Origin of the sequence: Pseudomonas sp. MN1F (genome assembly GCF_009391885.1) — a bacterium.
Lineage (GTDB): Bacteria > Pseudomonadota > Gammaproteobacteria > Pseudomonadales > Pseudomonadaceae > Aquipseudomonas.
In genome coordinates this window covers 36,536-54,103 of record NZ_VZII01000016.1, presented here as the reverse complement: position 1 = coordinate 54,103, position 17,568 = coordinate 36,536, and the positions used below count along the sequence as shown (strand labels likewise).

The window sequence follows — 17,568 nt, the reverse complement described above, 5'->3', positions numbered from 1 at the left end:
ATATGACAACTGTGCAAGAAGCCGTGCCGAACCTGACACCTACCCAGGATGCCACCGCGCGCCCAGCGCCGAAGAAAGTGGAAGCCGGGGTAAAACTGCGTGGCGCCGAAAAGGTTGCGCGTATCCCGGTGAAGATCATCCCCACCGACGAACTGCCGAAAAAGCCTGACTGGATCCGCGTGCGCATCCCGGTATCCCCGGAAGTCGACCGCATCAAGCAGCTGCTGCGCAAGCACAAGCTGCACAGCGTGTGCGAAGAGGCGTCCTGCCCGAACCTGGGCGAGTGCTTCTCCGGTGGCACCGCGACCTTCATGATCATGGGCGACATCTGCACCCGTCGCTGCCCGTTCTGCGACGTCGGCCACGGTCGGCCGAAGCCGCTGGACCTGGACGAGCCGAAGAACCTGGCCGTGGCCATCGCCGACCTGCGCCTGAAGTACGTGGTGATCACCTCGGTTGACCGCGATGACCTGCGTGACGGCGGTGCCCAGCACTTCGCCGACTGCATTCGCGAAATCCGTGCATTGTCGCCTGGCGTGCAGCTGGAGACCCTGGTCCCCGACTACCGCGGCCGCATGGACGTCGCCCTGGAAATCACCGCACAGACGCCGCCAGATGTGTTCAACCACAACCTGGAAACCGTACCGCGCCTGTACAAGGCCGCGCGTCCCGGTTCGGACTACGACTGGTCGCTGGACCTGCTGCAGAAGTTCAAGCAGATGGTTCCGCATGTACCGACCAAGTCGGGCCTGATGCTCGGCCTGGGTGAGACCGACGAGGAAGTGATCGAGGTGATGCACCGCATGCGCGAGCACGACATCGACATGCTGACCCTCGGCCAGTACCTGCAGCCGTCGCGCAGCCACCTGCCGGTACAGCGTTTTGTCCACCCGGACACCTTCGCCTGGTTCGCCGAGGAAGGCTACAAGATGGGCTTCAAGAACGTCGCTTCCGGCCCGTTGGTACGTTCGTCGTACCACGCCGACCAGCAGGCGCACGAAGCCAAGATCAAGCTCTGATCCGGGCTTGAGTTGAACATGCCGATGCACGCTGAGAGGCGGCATCGGCATTTTTGTTTTTGCTGTCTAGACAGGAGCTGCGATGAATTGCGCTGAAACCACGGAATCCCGTTTGCCCAGGGCACTGGCGGACAATGCCTGCTTCGCCATCGTCGCTCCGGCCGGGCCGGCGCGACTGGATGCGCAGAAGGCTGGCCAGTGGTTCGCCGAGCGTGGCTACCGCTGCCGGATCTACCCGGGCGTTCATGAGGCTAAGGGATACCTGGCCGGTAGCGATGAGCAGCGCCTGCAGGACCTGCATGCGGCATTTGCCGATCCCGAGGTCGACGCGATCCTGTGCATGCGCGGTGGTTATGGCAGCATGCGCCTGCTCGATCGGCTCGATTTCGAGCTGATCCGCCGCAACCCCAAGCCGCTGATCGGCTACAGCGACATCACCGCGCTGCACACGGCGATATACCAGCGTACCGGGCTGCTCACTTTCCACGGCGCGATGCTCAATGCCGACCTGTTGGGCGCCAAGTTGCAGCCGACCGAGTCATCGCTGCTGGCGCAACTGGGCGGGCTGCTGGGGGAGGGGGATGAAATTGTCCATCCGGCTGATTTCGCCTTGAACTGCGTGGTGCCTGGGGCTGCCAGCGGGCGCCTGCTCGGTGGCAATCTGTCGATGCTGAGCGCGACCCTTGGGACGGTCGCGGAGATTGATACGCAGGGCTGCATCCTGTTCATCGAAGACGTCAACGAGCCGCTTTATCGGGTGGACCGGTTGCTGACCCACTTGCGCCTGGCAGGCAAGCTGGAGGGCATCAAGGGCGTGCTGGTGGGGGATTTTGCCGGGATTACCGTAGCAGCGTTGGCGCCGCTGCTGGAAGAGACTTTCGGGCCGCTGTGCGTGCCGGTGCTGGCCGGGTGGCGCAGCGGGCATTGTGACCCGAATGTGTGCTTGCCGCTGGGGGCCTGGGTGAGGCTGGACAGTGAGCGGCAGACACTGGTGTTGGGCCAGGACCTGTTCAAGCTTTGAGATCGCCGGGGCCGCCAAGCGGCCCCAATGACCTCAGCGCTGACGCAGGCTATCGAGCAGCTTGTGGGTCGGATAGCCATCCGCCGGCCATCCCAGGCCCTGCTGGGCATTACGGATGGCCTTGCGGGTATTGGCCCCGATGATGCCATCCGGGTTGCCCGCCTCATGCCCCTTGGCATTCAACAGGTTCTGCAACTCCATCCGCTCGCTGCGGCTCAATGGCAGGTCTTCCTTCGGCCAGCTGCCGCTGATGAAGCCCCAGCCCGAGAAGCGATCACCCAGCAGGCTCACTGCCAAGGCATAGGACGACGAGTTGTTGTATTTGAGGATCGCGCGGAAGTTGTCCAGCACCAGGAACGCCGGCCCACGGGCGCCAGCCGGCAACAGCAGGGCCGCCGACAGCTCATTGCTGCCCGCTGGCAGCTGGGTACCTGCCGGCAGTTTCACGCCCATCTGCAACCATTCGTAGACCGGCTTGCGCAGCGCGCCATCGGCTTGCCAATAGTCGAAGCCTGCTGGCACCTGCACTTCGAAGCCCCACGGCTGGCCATGCTTCCAGCCCGAGCTTTGCAGGTAGTTGGCTGTCGAGGCCAGGGCATCGGGTGTGCTGTTCCAGATATCACGGCGGCCGTCACCGTCGAAGTCCACCGCATACGTGTTGTAGGTGGTCGGGATGAACTGGGTCTGGCCCATGGCGCCGGCCCACGAACCACGCATGGACTCAGGCTGGATATCGCCATGCTGGATGATCTGCAGGGCGGCGATCAGCTGGTCCTGGGCGAACTGTGGACGGCGCCCTTCATAGGCCAGGGTAGCCAGCGAGCGGATCACTGACTTGCTGCCCTGGAACTGGCCGAAGTTGCTTTCCATGCCCCACACCGCGACCAGCGCCTGGCGGTCGACGCCATAGCGCTGCTCGATGCGGGCCAGCAGTTCGGTGTTCTGTTCCAGCAACTTTTTGCCGTTGCGCACGCGCAGGGGCGACAGCGCGCCATCAAGGTATTCCCACACCGGGCGGGTGAATTCGGGCTGACTGCGGTCGGCCTTGATCACGTCCATGTCTGGCGTGACGCCGAGAAACGCACGGTCGAAGGTGTTCGACGCGATGCCGGCCTGCAGTGCCTGCTGGCGGAAACCGGCTTGCCATTGGGCGAAGGTTTGCAGGGGCTGGATTTCAGTGCTGACGTCGGGCGTGGCGCCAGGCAGGGTAACGACCGGGGCGGGCTGGGCTGGGGCCAGCGGCAGGGCGTCGGCGGCGGTAGGTTTTTCCGCGCAGGCGACGAGCAGGATGAAGCTGGAGGCCGCGAGTACCTGGCGGGAATTCCAACGGGGGAGAAGACTCAAGAGCATGCACAGATCCAGAATTGCAGGTCAGGTGCCGACCATACCATGCCTGCGCTTGCGATGCTTTCATGCGGCTAAAAAGTAAGAAGCCTCCCAATCTCTCGATTGGAAGGCTTCGCGGCGGTAGCTGCCTTTGCCCTTCTCTGGTTGTTCCTGGCGGCAGCGGAACAGTGGTTGGGCGATGATCGACTTGGCCTTGTTGGGGCCGTGTTTTTTCGGCTTTTTGCTCATGGCGGGGTTCCCTGCTTGGATGGCTTTCGGGGCGGACTTTAGGGCTTGAGGCAGGGTGGGGCCAATTGATTGTATATATGGCTGAGGTCCTGGGGCGCCAAGCGGCCCCAGCTATTGCGAAGGAAGTACCAATCGCTGGCCGGCCATCAACAGCGCCAATCGCGACAAGCCGGTCCAGGGCGAGCCTTCGGCCTGCCCCTTGATCTGCGCATCGATACGCTGGGCATCCTGCAGCAGTTGCGCCCAACGCTGCGCCGAGAGGCGCTGCAGGGCCTTGCTGACCAGTGGTCGGCGTTTGTCCCACACTGGTGGGCGCGCCTGGCTGAAAGCCTTGTCCAGCGGCACACCTTGGCTGAACTGTTGCGCAAGCCCGGCCAGCAGGCGCAGTTCACGGGCCAGCGCCCAAAGAATCACCGGCGGCTCCACACCTTCTGCGCGCAGGCCTTCGAGCATGCGCAGGGCATGCGCGGCTTCGCCATTGAGGATGGCATCCACCAGCCCGAAGACATCGAAGCGCGCACTGTCGGCAACTGCCGCCTGCACCGTTTCGACGGTGATCTGGTTGCCGTCTGCCAGCAGCTTGAGCTTTTCGATCTCTTGGGCAGCAGCCAGCAAGTTGCCTTCGACCCGCGCGGCGATCAGGTCGACGGCATCGCGTTGGGCCGACAGCCCGGCCTGGGACAGGCGCTGGTTGATCCACTGGGGCAAGTGCTGGGCATCGACCGGCCAGATCTGGATGAACTGGCAGTGGGCACCTTCGATCAGGGCCTTGCCCCACTTGGTCTTCTGCGCGCTGCCATCGAGCTTGGGCAAGCTGATCAGCAGCAGGGTGTCTTCGGCGGGCCTGGCGCAGTACTCCATGAGCGCCGCAGCGCCCTTGTCACCGGGCTTGCCCGAAGGCAAGCGCAGCTCCAGCAGGCGCCGCTGGGCGAACAGCGACAAGCTGGCGCCCGCTTGCAGCAAGGTGCCCCAGTCGAAGTTGGCGTCGGCGCTGAACACCTGGCGTTCGTCAAAACCCTGCTGGCGCGCCGCATTGCGGATGGCGTCGGCGGCTTCCTGGCACAGCAGTGGGTCGTCGCCGCTGACCACGTAGACCGGGGCCAGGCTGCCTTGCAGGTGCTTGTTGAGTTGGGCGGGGGCGAGCTTCATGGGGAGCAGGCGGGGCACCGAAGTGCCCCGCTCGGGCTTAGTTGCCCGGGACTTCCAGAGGCGACTGCTGCGGCGTTTCCGCCTGCTGGCGGCGCGCTGCCTCCAGTGCATCGGCTTCGGCCTTGGCACGTGCGTCTGCCTTGCGTTGCAGCTCATCAAGCTGCGCAGGGCTCAGCAGTTGCAGGCGCGCGACCATCGACTGCACCAGGTCGCGACGCATCTCTTCGCGCGAGCGCTGGGCTTCCTGATCGGAGCCGTTGATGTTGGAGCCGTCACGCACGTAGACCTTGCGTACTTCTACCTTGTCGCTCAGCAGTTCGAGGTTGTTCAGGCCCAGGATGCTGTAGTTGAGCGTGGTGGTGAGTTCATACTCGGCAGTGCGGTTACCACCGGTATAGCTGGCCGAGCGCGAGTTTTCCTGCTCGTTGGTCAGTACCAGGCGATAAGGTGCGCCGGCGTGCACATTGACGCCACTGCGCTCAAGTACCTGGCGCAATTGCACCACGGTCTGGCCGTAGGCGTTGCGCGCGCTGACGTCCATCTCCTTGACGCTCAGGGCATTGGTGCCGGTGCCGCGCAGCTGGAAACCGCAGGCGCTGAGCAGGACAGCCAGGCCCATTACCAGCAGATTGCGTTTGATCATGTTGTTGCTCCCTTGTGGGCCGATACCGCCCACCCGCACCGGGTGCAGGTGGGCGTTGCCATCAGTTGGCGACGATGTTGACCAGTTTGCCCGGTACCACGATGACCTTGCGGATGGTCAGGCCATCGATGAAGCGCAGGACGTTTTCGTTGCTGCGGGCAGCGGCTTCGACTTCCTCGCGGCTGGCGGCGGCGGGCATTTCCACCTGGCCGCGCAGCTTGCCGTTGACCTGCACCACCAGGGTGATGCTGTCCTGCACCAGGGCGCTCTCGTCGACCGCCGGCCAGCCAGCGTCGATGACAGCCTGGTCGTGGCCCAGCTGCTTCCACAGCTCGTGGGAGATGTGCGGGGTGATCGGCGCCAGCAGCAGGGTCACGGCCTCCAGGCCTTCCTGCAGCAGGGCACGGTCCTGTTCGCTGGCCTGTGGGGCCTTTTCCAGCACGTTCATCACGGTCATCACCTGGGCGATGGCGGTATTGAATTTGTGGTACTGGCCGACGTCGGTGCTGGCCTGCTTGATCGCGGCGTGGATGGCGCGGCGGATGACCTTCTGCGCGTCGTCCAGGGCGGCGACATCCAGCTTGCCCGGCAGGCCTTGTGCGACATGGGCCTGGGCCAGGCGCCAGACACGGCGCAGGAAGCGGCTGGCACCTTCGACGCCGGAGTCGGACCACTCCAGGCTGGCATCAGGCGGCGAGGCAAACATCATGAACAGGCGGCAGGTGTCGGCGCCGTACTGGTCGATCATCGATTGCGGGTCGACGCCGTTGTTCTTCGACTTCGACATCTTCTCGGTGCCGCCAATTTCCACCGGCAGGCCGTCGGTCTTCAGGCGGGCACCGATGATCTTGGCCTTGGCATCGCGCTCGATCTCGACGTCGGCCGGGTTGAACCAGTCCTTGCCGCCGTTGCTGGCCACGCGGTAGTAGGTCTCGGCGACCACCATGCCCTGGGTCAGCAGGTTCTTGAATGGCTCGTTGGAGGTGACCAGGCCTTCGTCACGCATCAGCTTGTGGAAGAAGCGCGCGTACAGCAGGTGCAGGATCGCGTGCTCGATACCGCCGATGTACTGGTCGACCGGCAGCCAGTGGTTGGCCGCTTTCGGGTCGACCATGCCACCTTCGTAGTTCGGCGAAGCGTAGCGGGCGAAGTACCAGGACGACTCGACGAAGGTGTCCATGGTGTCGGTTTCGCGCTTGGCCGCGACACCGCATTTCGGGCAGCTGCACTCATAGAACTCAGGCATGCGCGCCAGCGGCGAACCGGCGCCGTCCGGCACCACGTTTTCCGGCAGGGTAACCGGCAGCTGGTCTTCTGGCACTGGCACGTCGCCGCACGACGGGCAGTGGATGATCGGGATCGGGCAGCCCCAGTAACGCTGGCGGCTGATGCCCCAGTCGCGCAGGCGGAACTGGGTGCGCGATTTGCCCAGTTCCTTGCGGATCAGGGCCGCTTCGATGGCGTCGAAGGCGCCAGCGAAGTCCAGGCCGTCGAACTCGGCGGAGTTGATCAGCTGGCCATGCTCGCCATAGGCAGCCAGCCATTCGCTGCCGACGTCATCGCCCGCGCTGGTGCGCACCACGGCCTTGACCGGCAGGTTGTACTTGTGGGCGAACTCGAAGTCGCGCTCGTCGTGGGCCGGCACTGCCATTACGGCGCCATCGCCGTAGTGCATCAGCACGTAGTTGGCGACCCACACCGGCAGCTTCTCGCCGGTCAGCGGGTGCTCGACGAACAGGGAAGTGGGCATGCCCTTCTTCTCCTGGGTGGCCATGTCGGCCTCGGCGACGCTGCCGCTCTTGCATTCGTCGATGAACGCCTGCAGCGCCGGGTTGCCCTGGGCGGCCTGGGTGGCCAGCGGGTGCTCGGCGGCAACGGCAACATAAGTGGCACCCATCAGGGTGTCCGGACGGGTGGTGAAGACTTTCAGCGTGCCTTCATGGCCAATGCTGGCCTGGTCGAACGGGAACTGCACTTCCATGCCGCGCGACTTGCCGATCCAGTTGCGCTGCATGGTCTTGACCTGCTCAGGCCAGCCCGGCAGCTCGTCGAGGCTTTCCAGCAGCTCGTCGGCGTAGTCGGTGATGCGGAAGTAGTACATCGGGATTTCGCGCTTCTCGATCAGCGCGCCCGAACGCCAGCCGCGGCCGTCGATGACCTGCTCGTTGGCCAGTACGGTCTGGTCGGCCGGGTCCCAGTTCACGGTCCCGTTCTTGCGGTAGATAATGCCTTTCTCGAACAGGCGGGTGAACAGCCACTGTTCCCAGCGGTAGTAGTCCGGCTTGCAGGTGGTGACTTCACGCGCCCAGTCGATGGCCAGGCCCAGGCTCTTGAGCTGGGTCTTCATGTAGTCGATGTTTTCGTACGTCCACTTGGCCGGGGCAACGTTGTTTTTCATCGCCGCGTTTTCCGCGGGCATGCCGAAAGCGTCCCAGCCCATTGGCTGCAGGACGTTCTTGCCCAGCATGCGCTGGTAGCGGGCAATCACGTCACCGATGGTGTAGTTGCGCACGTGGCCCATGTGTAGCTTGCCGCTCGGGTACGGGAACATCGACAGGCAGTAGTACGTTTCCTTGCCTGGCTGTTCGGTAACAGCGAACGATTGTTGCTCGTCCCAGAAGTTCTGGGCGGCGGCTTCGATATCACGGGGCGTGTATTGTTCGTGCATGGCTACTTTTTGCTGAGAGAGAAGAGACCTTGTTCCAGGCAGCGGAACCTCGCTGCGTCCGGCACTCCGGTGTCGTTTTAGAGTGAACGCCGTAGCATACAGCAGCGCCGCGCATCGTGGGAAACCTTGATTGCGAATGCCCGCTGGTCGCGGCATCCGGCTGCTTTTTACAGCGCCGCTAAGCTCAGGTGTGGGGGGAGATATTCTTTATCTTCAATGAGGTGAACGGATGGGAGAGACGCAGCTACCCGCAATCAAACCGGAGCTTTACGAACGCCTGATCGACCGTCTTGGCCTGGCACTGGAAGTCGCCAGAACCTCGGTAAGATTACGCGACGAGATGCCAGCCGAGCTGGAGTTGCGTGGCTTGAGCCATGCAGAGTTCGAAGTGATCAAGGCTTACCTGGATTCCCTCCCGGAACGCCGCAATGCCTGCGCCGGTACATTCCCGCAAGCGGAACCGGCAACGGCCAAGATTATCTGGCTCAAGGACAAGAAACGCCCCGCCAACTCGGCGAGATCCAGGACGCTGCCGCATCGCTAGCCGTTCAGGACGCCAGGCGCGGGCTTGCGCGCCGGTTCTACAATACACTTCCCTAGATCGACGCCGGCCTGGACTTGTTGACCGGCGTCGATCCTCTATAGGCTGCACGCCTTCCATGGAGGTGTGTCGATGCCGATTCGTTTTTTCATCAAGCAATGGCTGATGCCGCCTGGCGTCCTGTTCCTGCTGCTGCTCGCGGCCTGGTGGTTGCGCAGGCGGCGACCGCGGCTGGCGACGCTGTGTTTTGCCGTGGGGCTGGGAGGCCTGTGGTTGATGAGCTTGCCGTTGGTGGTGCAGGAGGCCGCAAGCCTGCTGGAGACCGAGCCGCCGCTGGCGCCAGGTGATTGGGCCGGTCTGGCGAGCAGGGCTGACGCCATCGTCGTGCTTGGCGCCGGGCGCGAGCGCGGTGACCCGGCCTGGGGCGGTGATGACCAGCCTACGGCAACGGCGCTTGAGCGCATGCGTTTTGCTGCTCGGCTGGCGAAAGCCTCCGGGTTGCCGGTGCTGACCAGCGGCGGCTTGCATTACGGGACACCACCGAGCGAAGCGCAGTTGATGGCGGACCGCCTGCGTGAGGATTTCGCCGTCGAGGTGAAATGGAAGGAAGAGACCAGTCGGACCACCTGGGAGAACGCCCAGCTGAGCGCCAAGGTGTTGCAGCCGCTGGGAATTCACCGGGTGGTGGTGGTGACTCAGGCGTGGCATATGCAGCGTTCACGCTGGAGTTTCGAACGGGCCGGGTTCGAGGTGGTACCGGCGCCGGTAGGGTTCCTGGGGCGCGATCATGCACGGCCGTTCGGTGGCTTGCTGCCGGAGAACCGGGCCATGTGGCAGAGCGGGCAGTTGCTCAATGAAGCGGTGGGGTTGGTGGGGTATCGGTTGTTCTACTGAACCTTGCGTAGCCAGTGCCGGCCTCTTCGCGAGGATGCCCGCAAAGAGGCCGGCGCAGGAAGACTTAAACAGTCTTGGCGATACGGCCTGCCAGCAACGCCCAGCCCAGCAACAGCACACACAGAATCGCCAGCGGCCAGGACCGCCACTGCAGGTAAGGCGTCAGCTGCTGCATCGGCACCACTTCGCCATACAGCACCGCCCGCTGGAACTGCGGCACTTCTGCGGTGATCCGGCCAAACGGGTCGATCAGCGCGGTCACGCCGTTGTTGGTGGCGCGGATCATCCAGCGGCCGGCCTCCAGCGCACGCATCTGGGCCATCTGCAGGTGTTGCAGCGGGCCGATCGAGGTACCGAACCAGGTATCGTTGCTGATGGTCAGCAGCAGGTCGCTGCGTGCCGCCAGGCCTGCAGCGAACTCGGGGTAGACCACTTCGTAGCAGATGAACGGCGCAATCTGGTAGCCCTTGGCCTGCAGCAGTGGCTGGTCCGCGGGGCCGCGGGCAAAGTCCGACATCGGCAGGTTGAAGAACTCGATCGCGCCGCGAAGCATGTCCTGCAAGGGCACATACTCGCCAAACGGCACCAGCTTCTGCTTGAGGTAGGTACCGTCGCCTTCGCCGGTCACGGTGACGCCGTTGTAGTAGCGGCGCTGGTGATGCACCACTTCACGTACGGGTACGCCGGTGATCAGCGCCGAATGCCGATCGGCAGCAAAGCGGCCCATCACATCGATATAGCCTTGAGCCTGGTCCTTGAGCACCGGCACGGCGGTTTCCGGCCACACCAGCAGGTCAACCGGCCTGGAGCTGAAGCTCATGTCGCGGTACAGCGCCAGTTGCGCGTCGATGTGGGCCGGGTCCCATTTCAGGTCTTGCTCGACGTTGCCTTGCAAGGCTGCAACCTTGAGCGGGTCGCCGGCGGGCGTGGTCCAGGCGTGGTCCTTGAGGGCCATGCCTGTCACCCATGGCGCCAGCAGCAGTACCACGCCGACGGCCAGGAACGAGCGGCGTTCGCGCAGGCGGTGCAGGTTGCACAGTAGCGCGGCGCTCAGTGCCAGGACGAAGGAAATCAGCCACACGCCACCCAACGGCGCAAGGCCCGCCAGCGGGCCATCGAGTTGGCTGTAACCGGCGTACAGCCAGGGGAAGCCAGTGAGGAACCAGCCACGGAAAGCTTCCTGCAGCAGCCACAGGGCGGCGAAGCACAGGGCGTCGGCCAGGGGCGCCTCATTGCGCCGGAACCAGCGTGCCCATAGCCAGGTGGGGAGGGCAAAGAACCAGGCGAGAGCGGCGAAGAACGCCAGCAGCAACACGATCGCCAGCAACGGCGAGGCGCCGCCGTAGGTATTCATGCTGACGTAGATCCACCAGGTGCCTGCGCCGTACAGGCCAAAGCCGAACCACCAGCCACGCCACATGGCCTGACGCGGGCTGAGCTCACGCAGGCCAAGGTAGAGCAAGGCGATGGACAGCAGCGCCAGCGGCCAGATGTCGAACGGCGCCAGGGCCAGAAGGGTCGATGCGCCGGCCGCCAGGGCCAGCAGGTTACCGGGCCAGCCGGGGCGGGTGATCCAACGCATGTTTGTCCTTAGCGGGTGATCGGGGTCAGGCGCAGCAGGTGTATCCGCCGGCTGTCGGCATTGAGAATGCGGAACTTGTAGGCGCCGATCTCGGTGGTCTCGTTGCGCTTGGGCAGGTGGCCAAAGGCACTCATCACCAGGCCGCCGACGGTGTCGAACTCATCATCCGAGAATTCGCTGTCGAAGAACTCGTTGAAGTTGTCGATCGGGGTCAGCGCCTTGACCAGGAAGTCGCCGCTGGGCAGCGGCTTGATGTAGCTGTCTTCTTCGACGTCGTGCTCGTCCTCGATGTCACCGACGATCTGTTCCAGCACATCCTCGATGGTCACCAGGCCCGCCACGCCGCCGTACTCGTCGATGACGATGGCCATGTGGTTGTGGTTGGCGCGGAACTCGCGCAGCAGCACGTTCAGGCGCTTGGACTCCGGCACGAAGGTGGCCGGGCGCAGCAGGTCCTTGATGTTGAAGCTGTCGCCGTTCTCCTTGAGGATCAGCGGCAGCAGGTCCTTGGCCAGCAGGATCCCGAGCACATCGTCATGGCTTTCGCCGATCACCGGGTAGCGCGAGTGGGCGGCGTCGATGACGGCCGGGAGGAACTCGCGCGGCGATTGGGTCGCCTTGATGCTGATCATCTGCGAACGCGGGACCATGATGTCGCGTACCTGCAGGTCGGCGACCTGGATGGCGCCTTCGACGATGGTCAGCGCTTCGCTGTCGAGCAGCTTGTTCTGATGGGCTTCGCGCAGCAGCTCAAGGAGCTCCTGGCGGTTTTTCGGCTCATGGGCAAAAGCCTGGGTCAGTTTACCCAGCCAGGACTTCTGCCCGTTGCTCGATCGATCTTCGCTCATGGCGGTTCTCGTGATCCTTCGTGTATCAGTGTGTGAGAGGTTCGTTTTCATCGTCGGCGTACGGGTCAGGGTGACCCAGTTCTGCCAGCAATTCCCGTTCCAGCGCTTCCATTTCCTCGGCCTCATCGTCTTCGATGTGGTCGTAGCCGAGCAAGTGAAGGCAGCCGTGGATGACCAGGTGCGCCCAGTGCGCTTCCAGCGATTTGCCTTGTTCGGCAGCCTCGCGCTCGACCACCGGCACGCAGATCACCAGGTCGCCCAGCAGCGGGATGTCGAGCAGGTCATCGGGCACGTCGGCCGGGAACGACAGCACATTGGTCGCGTAGTCCTTGTGCCTGTAGGTGTGGTTGAGTTCGCGGCCCTCGGCTTCGTCGACCAGACGAATGGTCATTTCCGAATCGGCTGTGCGCTGGCGCAGGGCCAGCTCGCACCAGCGGCGGAAGGCAGCGTCATCCGGGGCGGCAGCATCCGTGGCCCGTTGCAGGTCAAGTTCAAGCATCTTTGCCGGGGACCTCGGGCTTGGCCTGGCGCGCTTCGAAGCGGTCGTAGGCCTCGACGATACGCTGCACCAGTGGGTGACGAACCACATCTTTGGGTTGGAAATGGGTAAAACTGATCCCCGGTACGTCCTTGAGCACGTCGATCACATGCGTCAGGCCCGACTTGGTGCCGCGTGGCAGGTCGACCTGGGTGATGTCACCGGTGATCACCGCAGTCGAGCCGAAGCCGATACGGGTGAGGAACATCTTCATCTGTTCGAGCGTGGTGTTCTGGCTCTCGTCGAGGATGATGAAGCTGTTGTTCAGGGTACGGCCGCGCATGTAGGCCAGCGGGGCGATCTCGATCACCTGGCGCTCGATCAGCTTGGCCACATGCTCGAAACCGAGCATTTCGTACAACGCGTCGTACAGCGGGCGCAGGTACGGGTCGATCTTCTGGGCCAGGTCGCCAGGCAGGAAGCCGAGCTTTTCGCCCGCCTCGACTGCCGGGCGCACCAGCAGGATGCGGCGCACCTGCTCGCGCTCCAGGGCGTCGACGGCGCAGGCGACGGCAAGGTAGGTCTTGCCGGTACCGGCCGGGCCGATGCCGAAGTTGATGTCGTTGGCCAGGATTTCCTTGACGTAGCGCTGCTGATTGACGCCGCGCGGGCGGATATTGCCCTTGCGCGTGCGCAACGAGACGCTGACCTCATTGATCGCCGGGTTGTCGATGTTCTCCACCGTCGACTCCTGCAGGTACAGGTGCACGGTTTCCGGCGACAGGTCTGTGGCCTTGGCCTCGCGGTAGAGGCGGCGCAGCAGTTGCTCGGCAGCGGAAGTGGTCTTGGGTTCGCCGATCAGCTCGAATTGGTTGCCGCGGTTGCGGATTTCGATGGCCAGGCGTTGTTCGATCAGGCGCAGGTGCTCGTCGAACTGGCCGCACAAGTTGGCGAAACGGTGGGCCTCGAAAGGTTCGAGGATGAAACGATGGGGTTGTATGGGTGCGTTCAAGGTCGTTTTTAGCCGCTCGACGGCAATGAATGTGAACTCAAGAATAACCCTTGAAGGGCAGTGGCGAAAGCACTGAAACGATCAAGGGTTGGTACAAGCTGTGTACCTGCGCGGGCCAGGGCCCGCTCTGCTATGATGCGCGCCTTTTCTTACGCATGTGTTATCCCGCCGAACATGAGCAAACGCGAACCCGCCATCTATAAAGTGATCTTCCTCAACCAGGGGCAGGTCTTCGAGATGTATGCCAAGCAGATCTACCAGAGCGACCTGTGGGGGTTTCTGGAAATCGAGGAGTTCGTTTTCGGCGAGCGCACCCAGGTGGTGGTCGACCTGAGCGAGGAGAAGCTCAAGAATCAGTTCGAAGGGGTGATCCGCAGCTTCGTGCCGATGCATTCGATCGTGCGCATCGATGAGGTGGAGCGCCTGGGCACGGCCAAGATCAGCGAGGCCAGGGCCAGCGGCAACGTGATGCCGTTCCCCATGCCGATGCCGGAGAAGTAAGGGTCAGGGGAGTGGTGAGAACGGCGTGCGCCCTTCGGCGTTCTGCAGTTCCAGCAGGTACTTGCGGAAGATCTGGCCGAGCACCTGGGTGGCGTGCTCCAGCTCGTCGCGAGGCATCTGTTCGGTCACTTCGTCGGCCATGTCCAGCGCATCTTCAGCGCCGTTGACCGCGGCCATCTTCAGCAGGATGTAGGCCTGCACGTTGTTGGCCTTGACCCCTTCGCCATGGAAGAACATGGCGCCAAGGCGGTACTGGGCTTCGGCGTGGCCTTGCAGCGAGGCCTTCTCGAACCAGTCCAGGGCCTTTTTCAGGTTTTTTGGCGTCAGCGTGTAGTAGTACTCACCCAGCTCGAATTGTGCCTGGGCGTCCCCGGTCGCCGCCGTTTCCTCGCAGGCTTTCAGCGCGTTCTGCAGGTCTTCTGGCTGAACATTGAGCGTGCAGCGCCCCGTTGCCGGAATCAGCAACGAGTTACCGCCCTCCGCCAGGGCCAGCAGGGGCTGAAGAAGCAACAGGCAGCCCAAGGTCAGGGCGCGGCCGGTGCGGTTCATGGGGATCGACTTACCTCTGCAAAGCTGCGGCCAATGTCTCTGGTGGCACATTATGGGATAAGCAGCGCCAACCTTACAAAGTTTTACGCGAAAAACTGTCTGGGTGGGGAAGATAACTGATTGTGCAGGGGCTTTTATTGCCTGTGCCGGCCTCTGTGGAAGCGGCTTAAGCCGCGAAGAGGCCGGCACAGTTGCCACATTACTTCAGTGCAGCGAACGCCCGCTCAGCCGCATCCAGGGTGATCTGCAGCTCTTTTTCACCGTGGGCGATGGAAGTGAAGCCGGCCTCGAACGCACTCGGCGCCAGGTACACGCCACCGTCGAGCATCAGGTGGAAGAAGCGCTTGAAGCGTTCGGCATCGCTGGCCATCACGTCGTCGAAGGTGACGATGTCGTCGGCACCGCTGAAGTACAGGCCGAACATGGCACCCGCCTGGGTGGTGACGAACGGCACGCCCGCAGCATCGGCACGTTGCTGCAGGCCATCGAGCATGCGGCTGGTGAAGGCGGTCAGTTCGTCATGGAAGCCTGGGCGGCTGATCAGCTTCAGGGTGGTCAGCCCGGCAGCCATGGCCAGCGGGTTACCGGACAGGGTACCGGCCTGGTAGACCGGGCCCAGCGGGGCGATGCAGCCCATGATTTCGCGTTTGCCACCGAAGCAGCCAACCGGCATGCCGCCGCCGACGATCTTGCCGAAGGTCGACAGGTCTGGCTTGATGCCGTAGTAACCCTGGGCGCCGCCGAGCGAGACGCGGAAACCGGTCATCACTTCGTCGAAAATCAGTACCACACCGTGCTTGTCGCACTGCTCGCGCAGGCCTTCGAGGAAGCCTGGCGCCGGCGGTACGCAGTTCATGTTGCCGGCCACCGGCTCGACGATGATGCAGGCCACGGTCTGGCCGACTTCGGCGAGGGTCTTCTCGACCGCAGCGATGTCGTTGAACGGCAGGGTCAGGGTGTGCTTGGCGAAGTCCGCCGGTACGCCTGCCGAACTCGGCACGCCTTGGGTCAGCAGGCCGGAACCGGCCTTGACCAGCAGGCTGTCGGAGTGGCCGTGGTAGCAGCCTTCGAACTTGATGATGGCGTCGCGGCCGGTGTAGCCACGGGCCAGGCGGATGGCGCTCATGGTCGCTTCGGTGCCGGAGCTGACCATGCGTACCATTTCCATCGACGGCACCAGCGAGCAGACCAGGTCGGCCATCTCGGTTTCCATCGCAGTCGGTGCGCCGTAGGACAGGCCGTGTTCCAGCTGGCGGCGTACCGCATCGAGCACGTCAGGGTGGCCGTGGCCGAGGATCATCGGGCCCCACGAGCCGACATAGTCGACGTAGCGCTTGTCATCTTCGTCGACGACGTAGGCGCCTTCGGCATGCTTGAAGAACAACGGGGTGCCGCCGACGCTCTTGAAAGCGCGGACCGGCGAGTTGACGCCGCCAGGGATGTGCTTCTGGGCTTGGGCGAACAGGGCTTCGGAACGGGACATGGGATCTTCTCTCGAAATCAGGAAGCGAACAGGGCATTGAAGGCGCGGGCGCGGCGGGTGACTTCCTGCGCGCTGTCGGCACCGAACAGGCCGTGGATCACCGCCAGCAGGTCGGCACCATGGGCGATCAGCGGGGCAGCGTTGTCGAGGGTGATGCCACCGATCACCGTGATCGGCAGTTTCACCTGGGTACGGGCCTGCTCCAGCAGCTCGACGTTGGCAGCCGGCGCACCGGGCTTGGTGACGGAATTGAAGAAGCGACCAAAGGCCACGTAGCTGGCACCTTCGCTGGCCGCCTGGGCGGCCAGTTCGAGGCTGGCGTGGCAGGTGGAGCCGATGATCGCCTGGCGGCCGAGCAGGGCGCGTGCCGGTGTCAGCGGGCCGTCGGTCTGGCCCAGGTGCACGCCGACGCCCAGGCGTGCGGCCAGTTCGGCGTCGTCGTTGATGATCAGCTGGGTGCCGTAGCGCTCGCAAAGCTTCATCAGCGCCTCGGCCTCACGCAGGCGGCGGGCAGCGTCATCGCCCTTGTCGCGGTACTGCAGCAGGCACACACCGCCTTCCAGCGCGGCTTCGACGTGGGACAGGAAACGGCCGGCGAGCAGCTGGCTGTCGGTGATTGCGTACAGACCGCGTAGCTTCATTGAAAGCCTCGTATCAGGAGCAGTAATCCAGGGGCAGGCGGCGCGGGACGTACTGGCCCTTGCCCAGCTGTTCGGCGTCGCGCAGGGTGCGCCAGGTGTAATCCAGGGCACTTTTCACCGCGCTTTGTAGTTGCTCGCCAAGGGCCAGGCGACCGGCCAGGGCGCTGGCCAGGGTGCAGCCGGAACCGTGGTAGCTGCCCGGCAGACGCTGGCAGGTCCAGGTGTGGCTCAGGCCATCGCGGCTGTACAGGCGATTGTGGATTTCGTCCTCGTCACCGTGCCCCCCGGTAATCAGCAGGTTTTTGCAGAACGGCAACAGTTTTTCGGCACACTCGTCGGCAGTGCCTTCAGGGAGTTCGGCCAGGATGCGCGCCTCTGGCAGGTTTGGCGTGGCGATGGTCGCCAGCGGCAGCAGGCGTTCGCGCAGGGCATAGCCGACTTCGTCCTTGCCCAGGCGGCCACCGCCACCGGCACGCAGCACCGGGTCGCAGACCAGCGGCAGGTGCGGGTGGGCACTGAGCAGTTCGGCGACGGTGTCGACCATGCCGATCGAGCCGAGCATGCCCAGCTTGACGGCGGCGACCGTGGAGTCGGCCAGCACGGCATTGGCCTGGGCCAGGACCCACTCGCGGTCGAGCACGCGGAAGTCGGAAACGTTGACGGTATCCTGCACGGTCAGGGCGGTCACGGTCGGTGCGGCGTGACAGCCTTGGGCGATCAGGGCTTCGATATCTGCCTGCAGGCCGGCGCCGCCACTTGGGTCGTGGCCGGAGAGACAGAGGACAACGGGGCGGGAGCTGTAGGTATTCATGGTCGGCGAGCTTACCACCAAACCCATTTGCGCGGATCGTCCTACAAACGAGATTTGTTGATCGAGCGGTCAGATTTGCCTGGGTGATTGCTCTGAAAGCATTGTTTTAGAGCCTTTTAATCGAAAATTGGAGTGGCCCGTGGCCAGCGTTGA

18 protein-coding genes are annotated in these 17,568 nt (G+C 63.8%); 5 read left to right on the top strand and 13 right to left on the bottom strand.

The window, feature by feature from the left end; all coding sequences use genetic code 11:
* The first annotated feature begins 2 nt into the window (after positions 1–2).
* Positions 3–1,019 (top strand): lipoyl synthase, encoded by a 1,017-nt coding sequence (lipA, locus tag F6X59_RS10600; RefSeq protein ID WP_060479209.1) that lies wholly within the window; start codon positions 3–5, stop codon positions 1,017–1,019.
* 82 nt (positions 1,020–1,101) lie between these two features.
* A complete protein-coding gene (locus F6X59_RS10595; RefSeq protein WP_152956223.1) occupies positions 1,102–2,040 on the top strand; it encodes an LD-carboxypeptidase in 939 nt (312 codons plus the stop codon).
* 33 nt (positions 2,041–2,073) lie between these two features.
* On the opposite strand, the gene F6X59_RS10590 is transcribed toward F6X59_RS10595, so the two are convergent.
* The 5 genes from F6X59_RS10590 to leuS all read right to left on the bottom strand — a co-directional run bounded on the left by F6X59_RS10590 (position 2,074) and on the right by leuS (position 8,075).
* The gene (locus tag F6X59_RS10590) at positions 2,074–3,390 is read right to left on the bottom strand and encodes a lytic murein transglycosylase (protein WP_152956222.1); all 1,317 of its coding nucleotides are present in this window, start codon (positions 3,388–3,390) and stop codon (positions 2,074–2,076) included.
* A 60-nt stretch (positions 3,391–3,450) separates the two neighbouring features.
* Positions 3,451–3,615, bottom strand: coding sequence for an alternative ribosome rescue factor ArfA (arfA, locus tag F6X59_RS10585; RefSeq protein ID WP_009685838.1), 165 nt, complete (start codon positions 3,613–3,615; stop codon positions 3,451–3,453).
* A 111-nt stretch (positions 3,616–3,726) separates the two neighbouring features.
* Entirely contained in the window at positions 3,727–4,764 is a 1,038-nt protein-coding gene (holA, locus tag F6X59_RS10580; protein WP_152956221.1) for a DNA polymerase III subunit delta, read from the bottom strand.
* A 37-nt stretch (positions 4,765–4,801) separates the two neighbouring features.
* Positions 4,802–5,407, bottom strand: a complete 606-nt coding sequence (lptE, locus tag F6X59_RS10575; RefSeq protein WP_152956220.1) for an LPS assembly lipoprotein LptE — start codon at positions 5,405–5,407, stop codon at positions 4,802–4,804.
* A 61-nt stretch (positions 5,408–5,468) separates the two neighbouring features.
* Positions 5,469–8,075 carry a leucine--tRNA ligase gene (leuS, locus tag F6X59_RS10570; RefSeq protein WP_152956219.1) on the bottom strand — a complete coding sequence of 869 codons (2,607 nt, stop codon included), beginning with the start codon at positions 8,073–8,075 and terminating at the stop codon, positions 5,469–5,471.
* Positions 8,076–8,304: 229 nt separating this feature from the next.
* Here leuS and F6X59_RS10565 point away from each other — a divergent pair, with 229 nt between their 5' ends.
* The gene (locus F6X59_RS10565) at positions 8,305–8,619 is read left to right on the top strand and encodes a hypothetical protein (protein WP_152956218.1); all 315 of its coding nucleotides are present in this window, start codon (positions 8,305–8,307) and stop codon (positions 8,617–8,619) included.
* Between the two features lie 129 nt (positions 8,620–8,748).
* A complete protein-coding gene (locus tag F6X59_RS10560; RefSeq protein ID WP_152956217.1) occupies positions 8,749–9,510 on the top strand; it encodes a YdcF family protein in 762 nt (253 codons plus the stop codon).
* Between the two features lie 64 nt (positions 9,511–9,574).
* Here the strand turns inward: F6X59_RS10560 and lnt are convergent, their stop codons facing one another.
* Genes lnt through F6X59_RS10540 form a run of 4 tightly spaced genes read right to left on the bottom strand, consistent with a single transcriptional unit; the run spans position 9,575 to position 13,430 of the window.
* Entirely contained in the window at positions 9,575–11,092 is a 1,518-nt protein-coding gene (gene lnt, locus F6X59_RS10555; protein WP_152956216.1) for an apolipoprotein N-acyltransferase, read from the bottom strand.
* An 8-nt stretch (positions 11,093–11,100) separates the two neighbouring features.
* The gene (locus F6X59_RS10550) at positions 11,101–11,940 is read right to left on the bottom strand and encodes an HlyC/CorC family transporter (protein ID WP_027917759.1); all 840 of its coding nucleotides are present in this window, start codon (positions 11,938–11,940) and stop codon (positions 11,101–11,103) included.
* Positions 11,941–11,965: 25 nt separating this feature from the next.
* On the bottom strand, positions 11,966–12,439 hold the full coding sequence (ybeY, locus tag F6X59_RS10545) for an rRNA maturation RNase YbeY (protein ID WP_152956215.1): 474 nt from the start codon (positions 12,437–12,439) through the stop codon (positions 11,966–11,968).
* Positions 12,432–13,430, bottom strand: coding sequence for a PhoH family protein (locus F6X59_RS10540; RefSeq protein ID WP_152956214.1), 999 nt, complete (start codon positions 13,428–13,430; stop codon positions 12,432–12,434). Before F6X59_RS10540 ends, ybeY begins: the two co-directional genes overlap by 8 nt.
* Positions 13,431–13,604: 174 nt before the next feature.
* Between F6X59_RS10540 and F6X59_RS10535 the strand changes: the two genes are divergently transcribed.
* Entirely contained in the window at positions 13,605–13,931 is a 327-nt protein-coding gene (locus tag F6X59_RS10535; protein ID WP_152956213.1) for a DUF1820 family protein, read from the top strand.
* Positions 13,932–13,934: 3 nt separating this feature from the next.
* Here F6X59_RS10535 and F6X59_RS10530 read toward each other — a convergent pair whose 3' ends face one another.
* The 4 genes from F6X59_RS10530 to F6X59_RS10515 all read right to left on the bottom strand — a co-directional run bounded on the left by F6X59_RS10530 (position 13,935) and on the right by F6X59_RS10515 (position 17,415).
* Positions 13,935–14,480, bottom strand: a complete 546-nt coding sequence (locus F6X59_RS10530) for a tetratricopeptide repeat protein (RefSeq protein WP_152956212.1) — start codon at positions 14,478–14,480, stop codon at positions 13,935–13,937.
* A 199-nt stretch (positions 14,481–14,679) separates the two neighbouring features.
* Positions 14,680–15,963, bottom strand: coding sequence for a glutamate-1-semialdehyde 2,1-aminomutase (gene hemL / locus F6X59_RS10525; RefSeq protein WP_103448849.1), 1,284 nt, complete (start codon positions 15,961–15,963; stop codon positions 14,680–14,682).
* 17 nt (positions 15,964–15,980) lie between these two features.
* Positions 15,981–16,604 (bottom strand): thiamine phosphate synthase, encoded by a 624-nt coding sequence (gene thiE, locus F6X59_RS10520; RefSeq protein WP_152956211.1) that lies wholly within the window; start codon positions 16,602–16,604, stop codon positions 15,981–15,983.
* 13 nt (positions 16,605–16,617) lie between these two features.
* A complete protein-coding gene (locus F6X59_RS10515; protein ID WP_152956294.1) occupies positions 16,618–17,415 on the bottom strand; it encodes a hydroxymethylpyrimidine/phosphomethylpyrimidine kinase in 798 nt (265 codons plus the stop codon).
* Between the last annotated feature and the right edge of the window lie 153 nt (positions 17,416–17,568).